Annotated in this window: 16 protein-coding genes; 6 read left to right on the top strand and 10 right to left on the bottom strand. The window is 69.7% G+C overall.

The window, feature by feature from the left end; translation table 11 throughout:
• Positions 1 to 44 precede the first annotated feature (44 nt).
• Complete coding sequence (gene ftsH, locus ACQP1O_RS02035; protein WP_433564233.1) at positions 45 to 2,408, bottom strand: ATP-dependent zinc metalloprotease FtsH; 2,364 nt, start codon at positions 2,406 to 2,408, stop codon at positions 45 to 47.
• A 368-nt stretch (positions 2,409 to 2,776) separates the two neighbouring features.
• On the opposite strand from ftsH, the gene ACQP1O_RS02030 reads away from it, so the two are divergent.
• Complete coding sequence (locus tag ACQP1O_RS02030) at positions 2,777 to 3,643, top strand: hypothetical protein (RefSeq protein ID WP_433564232.1); 867 nt, start codon at positions 2,777 to 2,779, stop codon at positions 3,641 to 3,643.
• Positions 3,644 to 3,699: 56 nt separating this feature from the next.
• Here ACQP1O_RS02030 and ACQP1O_RS02025 read toward each other — a convergent pair whose 3' ends face one another.
• Positions 3,700 to 4,524, bottom strand: a complete 825-nt coding sequence (locus ACQP1O_RS02025) for a DUF1266 domain-containing protein (protein ID WP_433564231.1) — start codon at positions 4,522 to 4,524, stop codon at positions 3,700 to 3,702.
• 216 nt (positions 4,525 to 4,740) lie between these two features.
• Between ACQP1O_RS02025 and ACQP1O_RS02020 the strand changes: the two genes are divergently transcribed.
• Positions 4,741 to 5,010 carry a DUF2277 family protein gene (locus tag ACQP1O_RS02020; RefSeq protein ID WP_433564230.1) on the top strand — a complete coding sequence of 90 codons (270 nt, stop codon included), beginning with the start codon at positions 4,741 to 4,743 and terminating at the stop codon, positions 5,008 to 5,010.
• A gap of 11 nt (positions 5,011 to 5,021) precedes the next feature.
• On the opposite strand, the gene ACQP1O_RS02015 is transcribed toward ACQP1O_RS02020, so the two are convergent.
• Positions 5,022 to 6,269, bottom strand: coding sequence for a PucR family transcriptional regulator (locus ACQP1O_RS02015; RefSeq protein WP_433564229.1), 1,248 nt, complete (start codon positions 6,267 to 6,269; stop codon positions 5,022 to 5,024).
• A gap of 159 nt (positions 6,270 to 6,428) precedes the next feature.
• On the opposite strand from ACQP1O_RS02015, the gene ACQP1O_RS02010 reads away from it, so the two are divergent.
• From ACQP1O_RS02010 to ACQP1O_RS02000, 3 genes are read left to right on the top strand one after another with little or no spacing between them, the layout of a single operon-like run.
• Positions 6,429 to 8,066 (top strand): aldehyde dehydrogenase family protein, encoded by a 1,638-nt coding sequence (locus ACQP1O_RS02010; RefSeq protein WP_433564228.1) that lies wholly within the window; start codon positions 6,429 to 6,431, stop codon positions 8,064 to 8,066.
• Complete coding sequence (locus tag ACQP1O_RS02005) at positions 8,066 to 8,896, top strand: SDR family oxidoreductase (protein ID WP_433564227.1); 831 nt, start codon at positions 8,066 to 8,068, stop codon at positions 8,894 to 8,896. Before ACQP1O_RS02010 ends, ACQP1O_RS02005 begins: the two co-directional genes overlap by 1 nt.
• 20 nt (positions 8,897 to 8,916) lie before the next feature.
• On the top strand, positions 8,917 to 9,810 hold the full coding sequence (locus ACQP1O_RS02000; RefSeq protein WP_433564226.1) for a PfkB family carbohydrate kinase: 894 nt from the start codon (positions 8,917 to 8,919) through the stop codon (positions 9,808 to 9,810).
• Between the two features lie 5 nt (positions 9,811 to 9,815).
• On the opposite strand, the gene ACQP1O_RS01995 is transcribed toward ACQP1O_RS02000, so the two are convergent.
• Genes ACQP1O_RS01995 through ACQP1O_RS01985 form a run of 3 tightly spaced genes read right to left on the bottom strand, consistent with a single transcriptional unit; the run spans position 9,816 to position 15,234 of the window.
• Positions 9,816 to 10,502 (bottom strand): nucleoside/nucleotide kinase family protein, encoded by a 687-nt coding sequence (locus tag ACQP1O_RS01995; protein WP_433564225.1) that lies wholly within the window; start codon positions 10,500 to 10,502, stop codon positions 9,816 to 9,818.
• Between the two features lie 20 nt (positions 10,503 to 10,522).
• The gene (locus ACQP1O_RS01990; RefSeq protein WP_433564224.1) at positions 10,523 to 12,724 is read right to left on the bottom strand and encodes a protein kinase domain-containing protein; all 2,202 of its coding nucleotides are present in this window, start codon (positions 12,722 to 12,724) and stop codon (positions 10,523 to 10,525) included.
• Positions 12,721 to 15,234 (bottom strand): serine/threonine-protein kinase, encoded by a 2,514-nt coding sequence (locus tag ACQP1O_RS01985; RefSeq protein ID WP_433564223.1) that lies wholly within the window; start codon positions 15,232 to 15,234, stop codon positions 12,721 to 12,723. The genes ACQP1O_RS01990 and ACQP1O_RS01985 overlap by 4 nt, the downstream gene beginning before the upstream one ends.
• Positions 15,235 to 15,491: 257 nt before the next feature.
• Here ACQP1O_RS01985 and ACQP1O_RS01980 point away from each other — a divergent pair, with 257 nt between their 5' ends.
• Positions 15,492 to 16,877, top strand: coding sequence for an amidase (locus tag ACQP1O_RS01980; RefSeq protein ID WP_433564222.1), 1,386 nt, complete (start codon positions 15,492 to 15,494; stop codon positions 16,875 to 16,877).
• 143 nt (positions 16,878 to 17,020) lie between these two features.
• Here ACQP1O_RS01980 and ACQP1O_RS01975 read toward each other — a convergent pair whose 3' ends face one another.
• From ACQP1O_RS01975 to ACQP1O_RS01960, 4 genes are all read right to left on the bottom strand, one after another.
• Positions 17,021 to 17,908: a LysR family transcriptional regulator gene (locus tag ACQP1O_RS01975; protein WP_402762132.1), complete on the bottom strand. Its 888-nt coding sequence runs from the start codon at positions 17,906 to 17,908 to the stop codon at positions 17,021 to 17,023.
• A gap of 377 nt (positions 17,909 to 18,285) precedes the next feature.
• Complete coding sequence (gene hpt / locus ACQP1O_RS01970) at positions 18,286 to 18,843, bottom strand: hypoxanthine phosphoribosyltransferase (RefSeq protein WP_354831477.1); 558 nt, start codon at positions 18,841 to 18,843, stop codon at positions 18,286 to 18,288.
• A gap of 42 nt (positions 18,844 to 18,885) precedes the next feature.
• A complete protein-coding gene (locus ACQP1O_RS01965; protein ID WP_433567552.1) occupies positions 18,886 to 19,902 on the bottom strand; it encodes a tRNA lysidine(34) synthetase in 1,017 nt (338 codons plus the stop codon).
• A gap of 94 nt (positions 19,903 to 19,996) precedes the next feature.
• On the bottom strand, positions 19,997 to 21,070 hold the full coding sequence (locus ACQP1O_RS01960; protein ID WP_433564221.1) for a zinc-dependent metalloprotease: 1,074 nt from the start codon (positions 21,068 to 21,070) through the stop codon (positions 19,997 to 19,999).
• Positions 21,071 to 21,077 lie beyond the last annotated feature (7 nt).

Below are 21,077 nucleotides of genomic sequence, written 5' to 3'. Positions count from 1 at the left end.
GCCCGAGGCGGGCCGCGAACCCATTGAGCCTATCGGGACCGCGGTCAGCGACGACCGTTCGGTCCGTCCCAACCGTTCTTCTCGTCCTCGTCATTCCCGGCCGCCGGCTGCGCGGCCGGATGCTCCGGCTGCGAGTAGCCCGGCTGATACTGGGCGCCCGGCTGATAGCGCTGGTTGCCCGCGGGCGCCCAGCCGCCGTACGCGCCGCGCGGCTGCGGGGCCTGGGCCTCTTCCTCCTGCGGGGGCCAGCCCGGCGCCGACCAACCGGCCGGAGCGCCGTAGTCCGGACGCGAACCGTGCGTCGGCGCACCGTGCCGCGGATAGGCCGGAGCCTGCGGCAGCGGATAGCCCTGCGGCGCGGGCGCGGGATAGCCGCCGTACTGCGGCTGCGCGGAGCCGTAGACCGGTTCCGGATAGCCGTTGGCGGGCTGCACCACCGGATGCGACGGCCGCGAGTTCTCCTCCGGCCACGGCTCACCGCGCTCGGCGGCCAGCTCGCGCGGGGTCTTCACGGGCGGGCGATCGGATGGGGTGCGGTCACCGAAATCGTTGAAAGCCGTGATGCGCGGCCGCTTTTCGACCGTCGTCAGCACTTCCTCGAGATCCTTGCGGTGCAGGGTCTCGCGTTCCAGCAGCGCGGTGGCCAGGGAGTCCAGCTCGTCGCGGTACTCGTTGAGCACCGCCCACGCCTCGGTGTGCGCGGCCTCGATGAGGTTGCGCACCTCCTCGTCGATCTCGCGGGCCACCTCGTGCGAGTAGCTCGAGGCCATGCCCATGGACCGGCCCAGGAACGGGTCGCCCTGCTCCTCGCCGTAGCGGACCGCGCCCAGGCGGGCGCTCATGCCGTATTCGGTGACCATGGCGCGCGCGATCTTGGTGGCCTGGTCGATATCGGACGAGGCGCCCGTGGTCGGCTCGTGGAACACCAGCTCCTCGGCCGCGCGGCCGCCCATGGCCATGACCAGTCGGGCGATCATCTCCGAGCGGGTCATCAGGCCCTTGTCGTCCTCGGGCACCGTCATGGCGTGACCGCCGGTGCGGCCGCGAGCCAGGATGGTGACCTTGTAGACGGGCTCGATATCGGGCATCGCCCAGGCGGCCAGGGTGTGACCGGCCTCGTGGTAGGCGGTGATCTTCTTCTCGTGCTCGCTGATCACCCGCGACTTGCGGCGGGGACCGCCGATGACACGGTCGACCGACTCCTCCAGGGCCGCGCCGGTGATCACATTGCCGTGTTCACGCGCGGTGAGCAGCGCGGCCTCGTTGATCACATTGGCCAGGTCCGCACCCGACATACCGACGGTGCGCTTGGCCAGACCCTCCAGGTCGGCGTCGGTCGCGATCGGCTTGCCCTTGGAGTGCACCTGCAGAATCGCGCGGCGGCCGTTCAGGTCCGGGTTGCCGACCGGGATCTGCCGGTCGAAACGGCCCGGGCGCAGCAGCGCCGGGTCCAGGATGTCGGGCCGGTTGGTGGCCGCCATGATGATGACGCCGGTGCGCTCACCGAAGCCGTCCATCTCCACCAGCAGCTGGTTCAGGGTCTGCTCGCGCTCGTCGTGACCGCCGCCCAGGCCGGCGCCACGCTGGCGGCCGACCGCGTCGATCTCGTCCACGAAGATGATGCAGGGGCTGTTCTGCTTGGCCTGATCGAACAGGTCGCGCACGCGGGAGGCGCCGACACCGACGAACATCTCGACGAAGTCCGAACCCGAGATGGTGAAGAACGGTACCCCGGCCTCACCGGCAACGGCCTTGGCCAGCAACGTCTTACCGGTACCGGGCGGGCCGTAGAGCAGCACGCCCTTGGGGATCTTCGCGCCCAGCGCCTGATACCGGGCCGGGTTCTGCAGGAAGTCCTTGATCTCGTAGAGCTCTTCGATGGCCTCGTCGGCGCCCGCCACATCCTGGAATGTGGTCTTGGGCATGTCCTTGGACAGCAGCTTGGCCTTCGACTTGCCGAAGCCCATCATGCCGCCGCGGCCGCCGCCCTGCATGCGCGCCATCACGAAGATGAACAGGCCCAGCAGAATCACCATGGGCAGCATGAACAGCAGAATCTGGCTCAGCCAGGAATCCTGCTTGACGGTGGTGTTGACCTTGGCACCGGAATCCTGCGCGGCCTTGAAGACCTGCGCGGACACCTCGCCGCCGCCCGGATACTTGGCGATGAGCTTGGTCTCGCCCTTGGTGGCATCATTGCCGTTCTTCAGCGTGATGCGCAGTTGCTGTTCTTTGTCGTCGATCTGGACCGAATCGACATTCGACTTGTCCTGGAGCTGGGAAAGCGCCACCGAGGTATCGACGCTATGCCAGCCGCGCGTGTCGTTGCTGAAATAGCTGACCAACCAGATCACGAGCAGGAAGCCCGCGACTATGGCCAGGTTGCGGAACACAGTCTTGCGGTTCATAGAGCGTCGGCCGGCGGCCAGTCCTTTCCGGGGGGTGTATCCGGTTTGCCTGCGATGCTTGCGTGGCACGCCCGTTCCGGCGAACGGATGCGGACATGCCACGTTACCGCGTACGGTCTAGTCGTTACATCGCGCAGTTCGGCAGCTAGTGCAGTTCAACAGGTAAACGGCTGGAGAACGCGGGTGGTTCCCCGACCATCTGCGGCAACACACTGGGTCGATCACCCCCTGGTGTCGGACCGAGTGGTCACAATCATGGCATGGTCGTCTCATCGTGAGTGACGACACAACAGAGCGCAGGGGGTATGGACATAGTCGAGCTACGGACACCCACGGCGATTGTGCGTCATGGCAACGGGCGTTTGACGGTGCTGCGACCTGGAACCGACGGCGAGCGCGTGCTCGACGTGCCGGTAAGCGACCTGCTCAAGGTGCGTTTGAACCGGCGCGCCGATGACGCCGTCGTCATCGAAATATATTTGCGCTACCCGACCCCCGTCCTGACCGGCGTCCCCGCCGACCGGACCCCGCTGCCGGTGCTCATCGCCGAGCACGATGTGCCCGCCGCCACCGTCATCGTCGAGCGCATCAACAATCAGATCCTGGCCACCCAGCGACTGGACGTGGCCGCCCCCGACCTCACCCCGCCCGCGCCCTCCTGGGGACGCACCGGGCCCGCCCGCGCGGACGTGGATCGCGCGGTGCGCCGGATGGCGCCCAAGCGGGACGCCAAGCCGGCCGTCGCCGCGCTGCAGCGCTATGTCACCCCGGGCGAATACGTGCTGGAGACCGCCCTCGTCACCGCGCAGGCGCCCGCGCCCCGGGCTACCGGACTGCTCGCGATCACCACCACCCGGATGATCTTCGTCTCGCTGAGCTCGAGCAAGCGTTTCGCCCACGAGCTACCGGTGGCGACCCTGCTGTGGGCACGCACCACCGACGACGCCGAGGCACCGGCCACCCCGCTCGCCGAGTACGGCGTCGAGCTCAGCGACGGCAATCTGACCTGGCATTTCACCGGCACCGACCGGGCCGACATCGACCGGGTAACGGGCGCTTTGAATTTCGCCATCCAGCGCGAGGTGGCCGACGGCGCCGCCGGGCCGGCGGATCCGGGCGTGGCGAAGCTGTACTCCGAATGGGAATTGCTGGTCGAGCGGCATTCGCTCGGCATGGTCGACGACGCGCAGTTCCAGCGGTACGGACGCGGAATTCTCCGGTCCCTGCCCGATTGAGCACCGGGCGGATCGAGTGAAAAGGTTGGGGGGTCAAGCCCCCGAACCCGACCGGCTTATTCGTCCGATTGCAGCGCGATCCGCCGCCACGGGCTGGTGGGGCGCATCCACAGGCGCAGCAATTCCATTCGCCGGTCCACGCCACCGGATTTCAGTTCCGCGAGGTCCTCGCACGCCTGCCAGTAGGTCCACCCGGCCAGGTAGGCGTCGCCGAATTGCCGCCAGTTCCGGTATTTCCGCTGGGCCGGGGGCAGTGCGCGCATGAGGTAATCCCAGGCGACATCGGCGTCGAGGTAACCCGCGGTGTAGGCCATACGGGCGACGGCGACCACGCGGGCCAGATCCCATGCCTGGATGTCGGTGGGCAGCGGGCGGACCAGATGGTCGGTGAGACCGAGCTTGATGGCCTGCGACCAGATGTCGTAATCGCGGACCAGCGCTTCCGGATTCTCCATGCCGCGGAACGAGCCGACCTGCCGCAGGAACGCGCGGTGCCGATCGGCGCGCTCGCCGAAGCGATCCCGTTCAGGGGAGTTGATGGCCGCCATGACGAGTGGATGCACGAGCGCGTAGAGCGGGCCGTGCATGCCGTCCAGCAGCTGTTCCATCGAGGCCATGGCCTCGGTGCCGTCGGTGATGCCCCAGGCGCCCGTGAGGGTGTCGATGGCAAGTTCGCGGCGATCACCGAGGGGATGGTCGCGTTCGGGGCCGAGCAGCAGGGCGTCGTGGAAGGCGTCCCACCGGGAGGAGTAGAAGCCGCCGAGCGAGAGGGCGCGCAGTTCGTCGTCGGAGACCTGCGCGCCGGACCAGTGATCGTCCTCGCGCTGGTCCAGCTCCGGGTACGGAAAAGTCGTCAGCGTGGGCACGTCGCGGGCAGCCATACCCCGATTGTTCCCCATCGATCTTGGAGTGGCCCGCTATTCGCCGATCGCGTGTGCCACACCGGCCGCGTCGGGTGCGAATAATCGGCAAACCATTCGGTTCGGAATTCCGGCGGCCACTGTGCGCCATTCCCACGGGCCCCGCGCGACACACTCACGCAATTGTCTGAATCTTGCCCTGTCACAGCGGGTAATCGGGCGCTAACCTCTGGGGGCATGAGTGGGAACATCACCCTCCTCCGCGGGCTGAGTCCGGCCGCCACGGAGCAGGAAATCTACGCCGCCGCACAGGAATACGTGCGCAAAGTCGGCGGGGTGTCGGGATTGACGACGGCCACCAAGGCCGCGGTGGACAAGGCGGTGGCCGCTATTGCCGCGGCCACCACGCAATTACTGGCGGAATTACCCGAGCGCCCGGCCTCCGAAGGCGAGCCGCCCACCCGGCGACGCGCCGCCCGGGACACCGTCGCGGAGGAAGCGAGCTGACGCTCGCGGACTCACACGCCGTAGACCGCCACGCAGTCGAGCGCGACCTCCAGTCGCGTACCACGCTGGTCGAGAGAGTGACCGAGTAGTTCTTCTATGCGCTGAATCCGGTATCGCACCGTGTTCTTGTGCACGCCGAGCAGTTTCGCGGCCGCATCCGGGCTGCGGCGGGCTCGCAGGTAGGCATGCAAGGTTTCCCGCAGTCGCGCCGACTGCGCGTCGGGTGCGGCGAGTGCGCCCAGTTCCCTGTCGATGAGCGACCGCATGGCGGTCTCGTCGGATCCCGCCAGATAGGCGACCTCCACCTCCGAGTAGTGCAGTGCTCGCGGCAGGCCCGGGCGGGCACGCTCGGCGACCTGCCGGGCGGAGACCGCCTCGCGGTGACCGGCCAGGAAGCCGGCGGCGTGCGCGGCGGGCACACCGATCGCCACCCGCACGGGCGGGTCCACCGACCACACAGGATCGCCGGGCTCGGGCAGCGCGTCGTCCACGCCGATCCACGCCCACAGCGCGGTCGCACCCGAGGGCACGGTGAGCAGGCTGCCGTTGCCGAGCGTGCCCGCGTAGCGGGCCACGATCCGGTCGAGCCTTCCGACGGCCTCGCCGGTGCCGTCCGACGGCAGCGGCGCGGCGTCCTCGTCCGTCCACAGCACCAGCGCCAGATGCCGCTGCGACAGCCGGTATCCGAGCCGGCCCGAAGCGGTCTCGATATCCACCTCGGCGCCGTCCAGCAGGGCGCGCACGGTCTCGGCGCGCTGGGTCAGCGCGGCGCGCAGGCCGCGTTCCCGCTCGGCCATGTAGGTGTCGGTGAGGGCCTCGACCGAGGTACTGACCCAGCGGGTGGTGCGGTCGAAAAGCCGTAGCAGCACCGATCTTTCGATGTCCTGCGGCAGCTGCCGCTGTTCGAGCACCTCGGTCATGTAGTCGATGACCGCCTCCTGGCCGAGGTGGTAGACGCGCAGCAGCAGCCGCACGTCGTAGCCGCGGCGGGCGACGGTGCGGGCGAAGGCGTGTGCCTCCGGCGGGACCGGGTATTCGAACAGGTCCTGGGTGAGGCCGCTGAGCACGGCGACCGCGTGGGCCCGGCTGCTGGCGGCCAGGTCGCGGCGCATATCGCGGTCCTGCATCTCCGGGATGCGGGCGATGATGGCGTCGTCGAGGCGGGTGACGACCTGTTCCAGGGTTTCGGCCGGGAGAGTTTCCGCGACGAAATCGGCGATCCAGAGCCGGATCTCCGCCGGGTTCGCGGGCGTCGCCACGGGGCCCTCCTCCGAGGTTGTACTCAGAGCACAAAACCGACCGGAACAATTGACCCGATTGGCCAAGCATGGGCTCACAAAATTGTGTCACGATCATAGTCCAGTGAGCTGGGGCACAGCTCGCCGTCGCAACGTAGCGCACGTGGGGAGAGGCACATCGTGACCAATACCGAACCCGCCGCGGGCACCGCTCGCAAGACCGGGACCCGCAAGCCGGCCGGGACGGCCGTCAAGGCCACCCCGAAACCGGAGGCGGCCCCGGCGTCCGCCACCGAACTCGAGGTCCGCAATCCGGCGACCAGCGCACTCGCGGGCACGGTGCCGATCGATTCGGCCGAGACGGTCGCCGCCAAGGTCGCCGCCCTGCGCGCGCAGCAGCCCGCCTGGGAGGCCCTGGGCCCCGACGGGCGCAAGGAGTGGCTGCTGAAGCTGCAGGACTGGCTGGTGGACAACACCGATCGCCTGGCCGACGTGCTGCAGTCCGAGACCGGCAAGGCCCGCGTGGACTCGCTCATCGACCCGGCGTTCTCGGTCGACCTGACCGGCTACTACGCCCGCCGCGCCGCGAAATTCCTTGCCGACGAACACCCTTCGCCGCACAGCCCGCTGGCCCGGGTCAAGCAGCTGACCACCGTGTTCCGGCCCTACCAGGTGGTCGGCGTGATCACGCCGTGGAACTTCCCGCTGGCCATGCCGGTCATCGATGTGATCCCGGCGCTGGCCGCGGGCGCGGCGGTCATCCTGAAACCCTCAGAGGTGACACCGCTTTCGGCGGTCGAGCTGGCGCGCGGCTGGCGCGAGATCGGCGCGCCGCCGGTGTTCGAGGTGGTCACCGGCGCGGGCGAGACGGGCGCGGCCGTGGTCGGGAACGCCGACTACATCCAGTTCACCGGTTCCACCGCCACCGGCCGCAAGATCGCCGCGGCCTGTACCGAGCGGATGATCCCGTACAGCCTGGAACTTGGCGGCAAGGACCCGGCCATCGTGCTGGCCGACGCCGACCTGGATCGCGCCGCGCACGGCATCGCCTTCGGCGGGCTGTTCAACGCCGGGCAGGTGTGCATCTCGGTCGAGCGCGTATACGTGGAAGCGCCTGTCTACGAGGAGTTCCTGGCGAAGCTGACCGCCGCCGTCAAGGAGGTCCGCCAGGGCGTGGACGGCCGCCGGCCCCAGTACGACATGGGCGCGCTCGCCAACGAGAACCAGGCGCAGATCGTGCAGCGGCACGTCGAGGAGGCCGTCAAGGCGGGTGCGCGCGTCACGACCGGCGGCAAGCGCACCGGCGTCGGCACGCTCTTCGAGCCGACCGTGCTGGCCGACGTGGACCACACCATGACCTGCATGACCGAGGAGACCTTCGGGCCCACGCTGCCGGTCATGAAGGTGGTCGACGAGGCGGAAGCCATTCGCCTGGCCAATGATTCGATCTACGGCCTGTCCGCCTCGGTGTGGTCCGGCGACAAGGATCGCGCCGAACGCGTTGCGCGCCAACTGAACGCGGGCGCGGTGAACATCAACGACGTGTTCGCCAATATGTTCAGCTTCGCGCTGCCCATGGGCGGCTGGGGCCTGTCCGGCACCGGCGCGCGCTGGGGCGGGGCCAACGGCGTGCGCAAGTATTGCCGTCAGCAGGCCATCACCAAGCCGATCCTGCCCACCCAGACCAAAGAGCCGCTGTGGTTCCCGTATTCGCCGGCCAAGCTGACCATCGCCATGGGCGCCATGCGGGCCGCGGGCACCCGCGGACTGCGGCGGATCAACCTGCCCGCCATCATCAAGACCGTGCGGGGGATGTGATGACCGACTTCGGAACGATCGCCGGCAAGGTCGTGGTGATCACCGGCGGCGCGCGCGGTATCGGCCTGGCCACCGCGACCGCCCTGCAGGCCCTCGGCGCCAGGATCGCCATCGGCGATATCGACGAGACCACCGTCAAGGAGTCCGGCGCCGCACGGGGTTTCGACGTCTACGATCGGCTGGACGTCACCGACCACCAGTCCTTCGACGCCTTCCTCGACGAGGTGGAGCGCCGCCTCGGCCCGATCGACGTGCTCATCAACAATGCCGGGATCATGCCCACCGGCCGCGTGGTGGACGAACCGGATCAGATCACCCGCCGCATTCTCGACATCAATGTGTACGGCGTGATCCTCGGCTCCAAACTCGCCATCGGGCGCATGCTGCCGCGCGGGCGCGGGCACGTCATCAATATCGCCTCGCTCGCCGGCGAGACCCACATTCCGGGCCTGGCCACCTACAACGCCAGCAAGCACGCGGTGCTGGGCTTCACCGACACCCTGCGCGAGGAGTACCGGGGCACCGGGCTGCGCTTCTCCTCGGTGCTGCCGACGCTCACCAGAACCGAACTGGGATCCGGGGTTACGGCGCCCAAGCTGCTGCGCCCGGCCGAGCCGGAGGAGATCGCCGACGCCATCACCAAGCTGATCGTGGAGCCGCGCTCCAAGGTTCGCGTCACGGCGATGGCGGGCATCATCTCGCAGGTGGTGGGTCTGCTGCCGCAGTCCATGGGCGATGCCATCGGGCGCGCGCTGGGCGCGCAGAGCGCGTTCCTGGACGATGTGGACTCCGACGCACGCAAGGCCTACGAGAATCGGGTGCGCGAGTAGCTCACCGTAGGGTCGGCGGCATGGGTAGCAGGAGTGCGGTTTTCGCCGGATTGGCGACACTGGATCTCGCCTATGCCGTCGACCGGTATCCTGCCGAGGACTCCAAGACCCAGGCCGCCGACCTGTTTCTCGGCGCGGGCGGACCGGCCGCCAATGCGGCGGTGACCTACGCCTTCCTGTCCGGCGCGACACCGGCCCTGGTGACCGCGCTGGGCAAACATCCACTGGCGGAACTGATTCGCGGTGATCTGCACCGGCACGGGGTCACCGCCGTGGACCTCACGCCCGACGGCGATCAGCAGCCGCCGGTGTCCTCGATCATCGTCGCCACCGCGGCGGCCACCCGGACCATCGTGTCGCTGGATGGATCCCGGATCCACCCGGCCCTCGACGAGACCGCGGCCGAGGTACTCGACATGGCCACGGTGCTGCTGGTGGACGGTCACTATCCCGAGCCCGCGCTACGGCTGGCGACGGCGGCACGGGCGGCGGGCGTGCCCGTGGTGCTGGATGCCGGGCGCTGGCGTCCGGTGCACGACGCGCTGCTGCCGGTCGTCGATATAGCCATCTGCTCGAGTTCCTTCACTCCGCCTGGGGTACAGGCCGATTCGGCCGGTGAGGTGTTCGACTATCTGCACGCGGCAGGACCGCGGCTGGTCGCGATCACCGGTGGCGGTGGCCCGATCCGGTACTCGATGCCCGGCGGACGCGGCGAGATCCCCGTCCCCGCGGCGCCGGCGGTGGACACCCTCGGGGCGGGCGACATCCTGCACGGCGCGTTCTGCCATTTTCACGAGCGTGGCGCGGATTTCCCGGTCGCGCTGCGGCGCGCGGCCGCGGTGGCGACGGCCTCCTGCGGTTTCATCGGCACCCGGGAATGGATGCGGCACTTCGACATTCGATCGATCGGATAGCGCGTTCAGTCGATGCGATAGCCGTGTCCGGCCTTGCGCAGCACCAGATCGGCACGGGTGCGGGTGGATTCGACGAGGGCGGCATTGCGGAGGTCGCTGTGCGCCACCTTGGTCCGGGCGGCCTCGGGGGTGCGGCCGCCGCGAATATGGCGGCGCAACAGGCGCTGTTCGATGATCGGGCGCGGCACGTCCAGGTACCAGGCCTCGTCGAGCAGGGGGCGCACGGCAGCCCAGGCCGGGTGTGCGCGGTCGTCGAGCAGCAGGTAGTTGCCCTCGGTCACCACGATGGATTGGCGGTCGAACACGACGCCACCGGGGACCGGTTCGTGGAGCTCGCGATCGTAGACGGGCCAGGACACCGGCGTGCCCGGCGCGGTGTCGCGGATGGTGCGCAGCAGCGCCACAAAGCCGTCGGTGTCGAAGGTGTCGGGTTCGCCTTTGCGATCGAGGATTCCGGCGGCGCGCAGCTGGGCGTTGGTGAGGTGGAATCCGTCCATGGGCGCGACGTCGGCGATCGTAGCGCCGGCGGCCAGATTCAGCTCGTCGCGGATGCCGCGGGCGAGGGTGGATTTGCCGGCGCCGGGCGGGCCCGCGATACCGAGCAGAAACCGACCGGAATGCCCGTCGGCACGGCGGCGAACGCGAGCCGCCAACTCCGCCAACGAGGTTTCGACACTGCCACGTATCGCCACCCCTCCGAGACTACGGGGAATCAATGCCCGCCTTCGGGAATGGCGCGCACCAGCGCCTGCAGGTCCTCCTCCAGCAGCCGCGAGAGCCGGTAGGTGAGCACGAACGCCAGCACGCCGCCGACACTGATCAGCCGCAGCGGCACGATCACCAGCGACAGATCGGCGGTCGACACGAAGGTCACGCTGGCTACTGCCAGCAGCGGCACCGATGCGGCCGCGGCGAGATAGAAATTGCTGCGCCGGGCCAGCGCCGACAGCTGCCGCCGATCGGCGGGCCCCACCGAACCGCGCGCCAGCAGCTGCGGATACAGCGACCGCACCGCGTACACCATGATCAGGAAGAACGGATAGGCCAGTGCGATGGTCGCGCACACCACCTGCGCGGTGAAGAAGTGCGCGAAGGCACTGTGCGGCAACCGCGCTCCCATGCCCGCCAGAGCCAGCGGCCACGCCACCCCGGCGATCAGCCACATGGCGAACGGCACCCACACCGCCCGCTCCCCCATCAGCAAGGTGTCGGCGCGGGCGTGGGCCAGCTGGGCCGGGGTGTACCGATGCCCGCGGGCCAATCGGTAGGAGACGGTCAGCGGCCGCCGCGCCAGCCACAACAGCAGCAGCGCCGCCAAGGGGAAGGCGACCAGATTGTTCACCAACGCCACCTGCTCGAACCGCTGCTGGTCCACCAGCGGCAGCTCATCCACGATGAGACTCTGATTGATCCGGACGTTGTACCAGCTGGCCACGGCATTGGGCAGGCCCACGCACAGCATCGCGATCGGCACCGGCCAGCCGCGCAACCGGGCCCACAGCGTGTGCGGTGGCGGATCCACCAGGTCCCGCGCCCGAGAATCGAGGCACAGGTTCAGCTGTCCGGCCAGCTGGCCGCCGGTCTGCCAGCGGCGCGCGGGATCGGGCCGCAGGCACTCCAGTAGCACCCGCCGCAGCGCGGCCGGGGTGTCGGCGGGCAGGGTGTCCAGGGCGGCCGTGGACACGCCCGCCATCCGCTGAGCCAGCATGGCCCGCACCGCCCCGGCATCGGTCCCGGCGTCCACATCATCGAATGGCAGTGCGCCGGTGAGCATTTCCCACAGCACGAGTCCGAGCGAATAGATGTCGCCGCGGGTGTCCGGCAGCGGCGCGGCCGGATCCAGCTGTGCGGCCAGCGCCTCGGGCGACCGATACCGAAGCGCCCCGGCATCATTCGCGCTCGCTCCGAGGAACGACCCACTCCAGTACACCGGCCCCAGCGCGAAATCCGCGAGCTTGGGCACCCCCTCCGCCGTGAAGAGCACATTGCCGGGCCGGATGTCGCGATGCAGCACCCCCTGCCGCAACCCGTAGTCGAGTGCCTCCGCCAGCCGCCGTCCCACCCACGCCACGGTTTCCGGCCAGCTCAGCCCGGCGATCTCCGCCCGCACCCGGGACCCGGCCGGCCGGATCTCACCCTTGGCCTCCATTGCCGCGTCGATGGCCCGCAGCAGCAGTCCGCCATCGGCGCTGTCGCGCCCGGCCGTCGCGGATTCCTGCCGCAGCCGGGCCAGCACGCCGTCGACGGTGCCGCCGGGCAGATACTGCATGTACAGCAGCCGCAACGGTTTTCCGGTGCTGCCGTCGTCGATCAGACGCTGGTCGAAGACCCGCACGATGTGCTGGTGGTCGAGCTGCGCGACGGTGTCGGTGTCGCTGTCCGCGCCCGCCTCCACCCGCACCGCGACCAGCCGCTGCATGGACCGCTGCCGGGCCAGGAACATGCGGCTGTGTTCGCGGCCGCCGAGATCGGTGAGCAGGTCGAAATCGTCGAGGCGGCGGCCGGTTCCGATGCCCTCGGGCAGCACGGGCGGCGGGGGCTGTGGGGTGTCGCCGGTGAAGCGGCGGCGGATCTCGGTGGCCGCCTCCGGGTACTCGGCGGTGAAGCTGTCCACGTCCACCGGCCGGAAGCGGCTGCGGGCCACGTACTCCTCGCACACCAGGTCGGCGAAGTCCGGGCTGGTCCCCATCTCCGGGAATTCCCTGCGGTACTCCGCGAGCCGCTTCTCCATTCCGGCGCGCCGCCAGCGCTGCCGCATGTCCACCCGCACCAGATCGATGAGGACCGCGAGCCGCACCTGGTGCCCGTCGGGCAGGTAGCCGGCCAGGGGCGGCGGTTCGTCGCGGTCGCCGCGCAGGGTGGATTCCCAGTCGGCAGCGAAGCGGGCGAGGGCTTGCGCTGCGAGTTCACTCACGATTCGGTAACCGCCCCGTTTCCGGGCGCCCGCGACGAGGGGGTCGACGACACCACCCGCTCCAGCGCCGCCAGGTCGGCCTCCAGCGCCCGGAACATGGCATAGATCAGGACGAAGGCCGCGATCCCGCCGACGCTGAGCACCCGCACCGCGACGATCACCTGCGGAATGTCCTCAGGCGGGAGGAACGTCACGCCCGCCACCGCCAGCAACGGGACCGACGCCGCGACCGCCAGATAGGTGGTGCAGCGGTGGCCCAGCCGGTGCAACCACACCGCGTCCTCGGCGCTGATGTCCCCGTGCCGCAGGAACATCGGATAGATGCACCGCACCAGATAGAAGGCCACCAGGAAGAACGGATACGCCACGGCGATGGCCCCGCACACCACCAGCGACACCAGGAAGTGCACCATGCCGCGGGCCGGTAGGTCGGGGGCCGTAATGCGCAGCACCGTCGGGAAGGTGACGCCCGCGATCACCCACAGCGAGAACACCACCAGGGAGATGCGTTCCCCGGCCAGCAGCACGTCCGCGCGGGCTCTGCGGAGCGTCTCCGGGTCGTATTCGCGGCCCAGGCGCACCCCGCGCGGCACAAAGATCAGGGACCGGCACAGATAGGCGATGACGGCCGTCCCGAGCGGGAAGAACACCAGGTTCACCGTGGTCGTGGTGACCATCCAGGTGTGCATGGCCGACTCGGACAGGTGATTGATGATGAAAGCCCGGTTGTGCGCGATGTTGTACAGCGACGCCAGCAGGTTCGGCACCACGATGGCCAGCGTGACCAGCGGAATCATCCACGGCCGCAACTGCATCCGCCAGCTGTGCGGCGGCGGGTCGACCAGGTCGCGGGCACGTTCGTCCAGGCACATGTCGAGCTGTTTGGCCAGGATCCCGCCGCTGCTCCAGCGCTGTTCGCGAGCGGGCTCCAGGCAGGTGAGCAGGACCCGGCGCAGCGCGGCGGGGCAGTCGGGCGGCACCCGGGCGAGGGCGGCGGTGTCGACGCCGCCACGCCGCCGCGCCAGCATGGCCTCGAGGGTGGTGCGGTCGCCGTGGTCGCCGGGCCCGGCGGTGGTGTCGTCGAAGGGTTTCGCCCCCGTGAGCAGCTCCCACAGCACCACACCGAGGGAGAAGATGTCGGCGCGGGTGTCCAGGTCGCCGGCGGTGGTGGCGGTGCCGGGATGGCACGCGTCCAGCTGTTCCGGTGACATGTAGGACAGCGAACCGCCGAAGTACGAGACCGGGCCGGCACTGTCGATATTCCGGCTGAAGCTGATGTTGAAGTCGGCCAGTTTCGGTACCGCCTCGGCGGTGAGCAGCACATTCGCGGGCTTCACGTCCCGGTGCAGGACCCCGTGCCCGTCCGCGTAGTCCAGTGCCTCGGCCAGCCGGCGGCCCAGCCACGCGACGGTTTCCGGCCAGGACAGCCCGGCCAGCTCGGCCCGCACGCTGGAGTCGGTGGGCCGGATCTCGCCCTTCTCCTCCATGGCCGCGTCGACCGCGTCCAGCAGCAGCTGTCCGCTGCGTTGCCCGGGCGGGGTGGCCCGCACCCAGCGCAGCACGCCGAGCAGGGTGCCGCCGGGCAGGAACTGCATGTACAGCAGCCGCAGGCGGCGCCCGGATTCGGTGCGCAGGCCCGACATCAGCCGCTGGTCGAAGACGCGCACGATGTAGTCGTGGTCGAGCTGGGCCAGGGTCTGTGGCTCGGTGCCGTGGTCGGCGGAGATCTTCACCGCCACCAGCCGCTGCAGGGAGCGCTGCCGGGCCAGGAAGACCCTGGCGAACGCCCCGGAACCAAGACTGGTCAGCAGGTCGAAATCGTCGATGCGCTGGCCGATTTCGATGCGATCGAGCAGTTCCCCGGTCTCGGGCGTGGTGATCCCGCCGGTGGCCCGGGTGGGCTCGGCCGGTGCGCCGACCAGCTGCGAGGGATCCTCGTACAGCGTCACCTCACCCGGTGCGGGTACCCGGGTGGTGTCGCCGTCCACGGACGCCACGGTCCGGGTGGGCGCCTCGAGCCGCGTCCGGTCGGAGCGTTCGGACCCGAAGTCACCGCGCGTGGACTCGTCCAGCCCGGCCCGCCGCGTGCTCTGATCGTCGTCGTCGGCATTCAGCAGTTCCCGCAGCTCGGCCGCCTGATCCGGATATTCGCGCAGGCAGTCGCGCGGATCCACGCTCTCACCGCTGTGCCGGCGGATGACGAACTCCTCGTACACCAGCCCGGCGGGCAGATCCCGGTCCGCGAGTTCCGGGAACTCGGCGCAGTACTCGCGCAGCCGTTTGGGCGTGGAGACCTCGGTCCCGGCGGGGCGGCGCAGCCAGCGGTGGCGGATGTCCACCCGGATGAGCTCGATCAGCGCACCCCGTCGCAGCGTGGTGGCGTCGGGCAGATAGTCGGCGATCCGGGGCGGGGCCGCAGTGGAATCCCACGCCGCCGTGAAGGCGGCGATCGCACTTGATTCCGTTTTTGCCGAGTAACCGCCGGAACGGTGGTCGGAACCAGAAGCCATGTCCGCACCCCTCTGGCTCGGCACGGATGTCGTCGATCCGCACTGTCGATCCGAGGATGTCGTGGATTCCGAGATTGGGACAAAGAACCCGCCACACCCCACACCATCATCCCCGACTGCTAGCCGGAATGATAACTTGCGGCTCACGAGCGGATCACCCGATTTCGACACTAGGCGACGGGAAGACCAGCATGTACGACGAGGGCACGGCGCCAGGGGCTGAAATCGCCACAGCCGGCACCACCGAGGAGGTAGGTGTGGCACGCACCACGGCCGATTCCGACACCCCATCCGACCGTCCCCCCGTGGACCTGACCACGGCCACCGGCATCGCCGCGGCCGTCCAGAACGGCTCGATCTCGCCCGAGGACGTGGTCGGCGCGACGCTGGACCGGATTCGCGGCCGCGATCGGAAATTGAACGCCTTCAGCCTCGTTCGCGAGGAAGCGGCCCGCGCCGAGGCCCGCACGGTGGCCGAACGACCGGATCTGGACATGCTGCCGCTGGCCGGCGTGCCGATCGCGGTGAAGAACAATATCGACGTCGCCGGCGAGGTCACCCGGGGCGGCTCGCTGGCCGGTTCCGATACCCCCGCCACCGGCGATCACCCTGTTGTGCGGCGGCTGCGGGCCGCGGGCGCGGTTGTCGTGGGCCTCAGCACGGTGCCCGAATTCGGGCTCTGGGGTGTCACCGACGGCCCGGGCAGCATCACCCGCAGCCCGTGGAACACTCGCTACTCCGCGGGCGGCTCGTCGGGTGGTTCCGGCGCGGCGGTCGGCTCCGGCATGGTCCCGATCGCGCACGGCAATGACGGGCTCGGCTCGGTCCGCATTCCGGCCGCCTGCTGCGGCGTGGTCGGCCTCAAGCCCGGCCGCGGTCTGGTGCCCGCCGAGGTGGGGCTGGACTCGTGGGGCGGGATGACCGAGAACGGGGTCCTCGCAACCACGGTCGCGGATACCGCGCTCATGCTCTCGGTGCTCGCGGACCGCCCCGACCTGGCCGATCTGGAGACGCCCTCGACCCTGCGCATCGGCCTGGCCACCGGGGCTCCGACGCCACTCGGCCATATCGACCTGGCCTGGACCGCCGCCGCCGACAAGGCCGCCGCGGCCGCCTCCCGGGCGGGCCACATCATCGGCGTCGCCGAACTCCCGTACCAGGGCTCGACTTTCGCGCTACTGCTGCGCTGGCTGGGCAATGCCGCCCGCGAGGCCGCGACCGTCCCGCACCCGGATCGCCTGCAGCGCCGCACCCGGATACACGTCGCTCTCGGCAGGGCGGTGCTGAAGTCCGGACTGCTACGCCCGTCGCAGGTCGATCGCGTGGAGACCCGGCTGCTCGACTACTTCGAGCGCTACGACGTGGTCATCACGCCCACCCTGGCGACCCCCGCCCCGCGCGCCCGCCGCTGGCATTCCCGCCCCTGGCTGGCGAATGTCCTTGCGAACACGAAGTTCTCGCCCTTCACGCCGCTGTGGAACCTGGTCGGCTGGCCCGCGCTGTCACTACCCATGGGCCTGCATCCCCGCACCGGCACCCCGGTCGCGGCGCAGATCGCGGGCCCGCCCGGCAGCGAGTCGACCATCCTCCGGCTGGCCGCGCAGATCGAGGCCGCCCATCCCTGGCAGCGCGTCGCTCCCTGAGCGCACCCGGTCACGGCGCGCCCGGATACAGCACAGCGCCGCGTCACTCGGTGACGCGGCGCTGTTCTTCTGTCTCGATCCCGTACTCCCGGACGGACCGCGGCAACCTCCGACCCTCTGCCGCGACCGGTCCGGGCCGGGGCCTACTGGGCCGCGACCGGTTCCTTCTCGGCGAAGCCGCCGTCGAGGACGCGGACGGCGAACTCGAGGATGGTGGGGCGGTCGTCGTCGGCGCGCCACGCCACCGCCAGTTCGCAGGGAGCCAGGCCGGTGACCGGGCGGGCGGTGAGGCCGGGCCAGCGGTACATGGGGACATTGTTCTCGGCCAGCAGGCACACGCCCAGGCCGAGGCTGACCGCCTCGAGGCGCTCCTCGGCGGTGGCCGCTTCCGCGCCGATCTTGGCCTGGCGGCCGCCGCGGGCGTCCGCACCGAGCCAGAAGTCCCGTGCCGCACCGGCTTCGGCCGGCATGGCGATGAAGGGCTCGTCGATCAGGTCGGCGAAGTCGATGTGCTCCTGGCCGGCCAGGGCGTGGTTCTCGGGCAGCAGCACCCAGCGCGGTTCGGTGCGCAGCACCTGCCAGCGGTAGCGGCTGGTGTCGGGCACCGGCAGCCACATGAGCGCGAGGTCGGCCTGGCGGCCGGCCAGCCCGCTGGACGGGTCGGTCCAGGACGCGGAGTGCAGGGCGAGCCGGTGGCCGCTGGCGCTCTCCAGGTCGGTGATCAGGCCGCGGCCGATGGAGGACTGGATGCCGACGCGCAGCACCTCACCGGCCTCCTGCAGGGCGACATTGGTGACTTCCCACAATTCCAGAATCTTCCGCGCGCCTTCGAGGAGTTCCTTGCCGGCGACGGTCAGGGCCACGCTGCGCTGGTTACGGTCGAACAGCACGACGTCGAGCTGGCGCTCCAGCTGACGGATCTGTCGTGACAGGGTGGGTTGTGCGATGTGCAGCCGTTGAGCGGCGTTGGTGAAATGCAGTTCCTCAGCGACGGCGACGAAATACCGCAGGTCGCGCAAATGCGGGTCCATAGCCCCTTGCTATCAGAATCGGTCTTGATTTTCCAGCCGTATCTGACCCAAAAGTTTGCAACAGGATCAGAAAACAGCCGTCAGGTTTGTTACAGACAGCATAGGACTCCACCGAAACATTCTGTTAACCGGACCCGCGAATTCCTGGCCATTCGCCGACACTCCCCCACCCACCCCTTAGCGGACACTTGACCAGCAGTTACACATAAAGTCACCCCCACACCCGATTCCTGCTCGACGCGAGCGCTGACATCCAGCAACGACCACTCCCCCCGGCCCACGCCCCAAACCAGCCGACCGAGTGATTTTCGTCACATCAATGCCGAAAGCCGCTCCCGGTAACCGGCAGCGGCCTTCGTTTCGATCCTCGAGAGTTGTTACTCCCCGCCGTAGACCTTCGGGTCCAGGGTGCCGATGTACGGCAGATCGCGGTAGCGCTCGGCGTAGTCGAGGCCGTAGCCCACCACGAACTCGTTCGGGATGTCGAAGCCCACGGCCATCACATCCACCTGGGTGCGCAGCGCATCGGGCTTGCGCAGCAGCGTCACCACCTCGAGCGAGGCCGGGTTGCGGCTGGACAGGTTGCGCAGCAGCCACGACAGGGTCAGGCCGGAGTCGATGATGTCCTCGACGATCAGCACATTGCGACCGGCGATGTCCTTGTCCAGGTCCTTCATGATGCGCACCACGCCCGACGACGAGGTGGAGGACCCGTAGGACGAGACGGCCATGAACTCCATCTGCGTCGGCACGGTGAGCTTCTTGGCCAGGTCGGTCATGAAGAAGATGGCGCCCTTGAGCACGCCCACCAGCAGTAGGTCGCCCTCGGGGGCATCGGCGGGATAGCGCTTGGCGACCAGTTCGGCCAGTTCCTCGACCTTGTCGGCGATCTGTTCCTCGCTGATCAGCACCGACGCGATGTCGTCCCCGTACACGTCCGCTGGTATCCCTTCAGTGATGTCGACCCGACTCCGGGTTCACTCCGAACCGAGTATGAGCCTGCCATGTTCACGCGCGGCAACCAACCTCGTCCCACTGGCCGAACCGCCCACCGCGACCCCGCCCTGACCCCGCCACCGCGTGACCAGCGCCTCGACCGCCCGTAAATTGCTGTCCGTCAATGATTTTGCGCCACGCTCGAGCAACCATTCGCGGATCACACGGCGGCGGACCGCGGGGGCGGCAGTGGCGAGCATCTCGATTCGCAGCCCGTCACCGTCCCGGGCAGCTGCCAGCAACTCTCCGGCGAGCGCGTCCAGCACCTCCCCGTCCTCCCGCAGGTGCGCTGCCGTGCGCGCGAGCGCGGCGGCCACGCCGCCGCCGAGCACGTCCTCCAGCAGCGGCAGCACCTCGTGTCGCAGGCGTACCCGGGTGAATTCCGGCGCACTGTTGTGCGGGTCCTCCCAGGGTGTGATCCCCAGATCCGCGCACAGTTCGCGGGCCACGCTCCGCCGCACCCCCAGCAGCGGCCGCCCCCACGGCGCATCGAATTCCGGCATCCCCCGGATGGACCGCGCCCCCGACCCACGCGCCAGCCCGAGCAGTACCGTCTCGGCCTGATCGTCCAGCGTGTGCCCGAGCAACACCGGCAATCCCTGCCGGGCCTCGTCCAGCGCCGCGTACCGGGCGCGCCGGGCCGCCGCTTCCGGACCACCCGGGTACCGGGCCTTGCCCGCGCGGTCGCCGAGGCCCGGGGAGCGGCCGATGTCCGGGTCACGATCTGCGATGCCGAGGCCTGTCCCGGCACGCTCGACCGTCACGGTCAGTACCTGCGCCGACCGGCAGCCCAGCTTCGACGCCAGTGCGACCGCCGCCGCGGCCACCTCCGCCGACCCCGGCTGCAAGCCGTGATCCACCGTCAGGGCGTCCACCACATCCGCCTCCGCACACGCGGCTGCTGTCAGCGCGACCGAATCCGCCCCACCCGACAGGGCCACGGCGACCACCCCGTCGGGCGCGTACCGTCCCAGCCATTCCCGCACGGCGTGCCGCATCTCCAGTGCGGCAGGCGTCTCGGGCAGCCGGGGCCGATCGTTCACGCCCTGATCGTCGCACGCGGGCCTCGGGACACGGTGCGGCGGCAACGGCTCAGCCGAGGACGCGGGCGACCCAGCGCTGCGGTTCGCCGATTTCGTCTGTGCGGGGCAGGGTTTCGGGTTCGGTCCAGATGGTGTTGAACCGCGCCATGCCGACGGTGTCGACGACCTCGTCGACGAAGGCCTTGCCGCGCACGTACTGGGCGACCTTGGCGTCCATGCCGAGCAGTGCCCGCAGCAGCCGCTGGATGGGGTTGGCGGGGCGTTTACGGCGCTGATCGAAGGCGGCGCGGATGCGGGCGACCGAGGGCACCACGGCGGGTCCGACGGCGTCCATGACGTGGTCCGCGTGACCCTCCAGCAGCGTGCCGAGCATGAGCAGGCGGTCGAGAGCGTCACGCTGCGGTGCGGCCTGGGTGGCGCGCAGCAGCCCGATGACGCCGCCGGCCGGGTCGTCGCTGCCGCGGCGGCGCTCCTTCACGGCGTCGACGAGCCGGGCCAGCATGTCGGCCAGGGGTTCGTCGCCCGCCTCACCGAGCACCTCGACATTGCGGCGCATGTAGCCGGCGATCCAAGGGGCGGAAGAGAATTGGACCCGGTGGGTGACCTCGTGCAGGCACACCCAGAGCCGGAAGTCGCTGGGCGGCACGCCGAGGGCGCGTTCCACCGCCATGATGTTGGGCGCGACCAGCAGCAGCGTGCCGTCGGGCCCGGTGAACGGGTCGTACTGGCCGAGAATGGCCGTCGACAGAAACGCCAGCATGGCCCCCGCCTGCAGTCCGGCCGGTTTGCCGACGAGTTTGCCCTTCTCTCCTGGTTCCACGCCGCTGCCGGTGAGCTGGGCCATGGATTCGGCGGCGGCGTGGATCCAGCCGGGCCGGTCCACGATCAGCGCGTCCGGCACCACCGACCCGTCGTCGAGACCGCTGACCTCGCGGACCGGGCCCTCGGCACGCACCGAGGCCGCGGCGAGTTCGGCGACCGCGTGTTCGGCCGAGTACCGGGATGTCCGCGGCCCGGCGGGCACCAGCGCGGCGCCGGTGCGGGCGGCCACGTTCCAGTCCACGACACCCGTCAGGTTGGTCCGGGTGCGAGCAGGGGCCGCGGGGTTTTCGGATCCGGTCATATTCATC

The organism is Nocardia sp. CA-151230 (assembly GCF_050942175.1).
GTDB lineage: Bacteria > Actinomycetota > Actinomycetes > Mycobacteriales > Mycobacteriaceae > Nocardia.
Note: the sequence above shows the minus strand (reverse complement) of the source record. Positions and strands in the feature narration are given on the sequence as shown.

Excerpts from the sequence above, each read along its gene's own strand:
- ftsH (WP_433564233.1), bottom strand. The coding sequence starts at position 2,408 with ATGAACCGCAAGACTGTGTTCCGCAACCTGGCCATAGTCGCGGGCTTC.
- ACQP1O_RS02025 (WP_433564231.1), bottom strand. The coding sequence starts at position 4,524 with ATGGCTGCCCGCGACGTGCCCACGCTGACGACTTTTCCGTACCCGGAG.
- ACQP1O_RS02020 (WP_433564230.1), top strand. The coding sequence starts at position 4,741 with ATGAGTGGGAACATCACCCTCCTCCGCGGGCTGAGTCCGGCCGCCACG.
- ACQP1O_RS02005 (WP_433564227.1), top strand. The coding sequence starts at position 8,066 with ATGACCGACTTCGGAACGATCGCCGGCAAGGTCGTGGTGATCACCGGC.
- ACQP1O_RS02000 (WP_433564226.1), top strand. The coding sequence starts at position 8,917 with ATGGGTAGCAGGAGTGCGGTTTTCGCCGGATTGGCGACACTGGATCTC.
- ACQP1O_RS01985 (WP_433564223.1), bottom strand. The coding sequence starts at position 15,234 with ATGGCTTCTGGTTCCGACCACCGTTCCGGCGGTTACTCGGCAAAAACG.
- ACQP1O_RS01975 (WP_402762132.1), bottom strand. The coding sequence starts at position 17,908 with ATGGACCCGCATTTGCGCGACCTGCGGTATTTCGTCGCCGTCGCTGAG.
- ACQP1O_RS01965 (WP_433567552.1), bottom strand. The coding sequence starts at position 19,902 with ATGCGGCACGCCGTGCGGGAATGGCTGGGACGGTACGCGCCCGACGGG.
- ACQP1O_RS01960 (WP_433564221.1), bottom strand. The coding sequence starts at position 21,070 with ATGACCGGATCCGAAAACCCCGCGGCCCCTGCTCGCACCCGGACCAAC.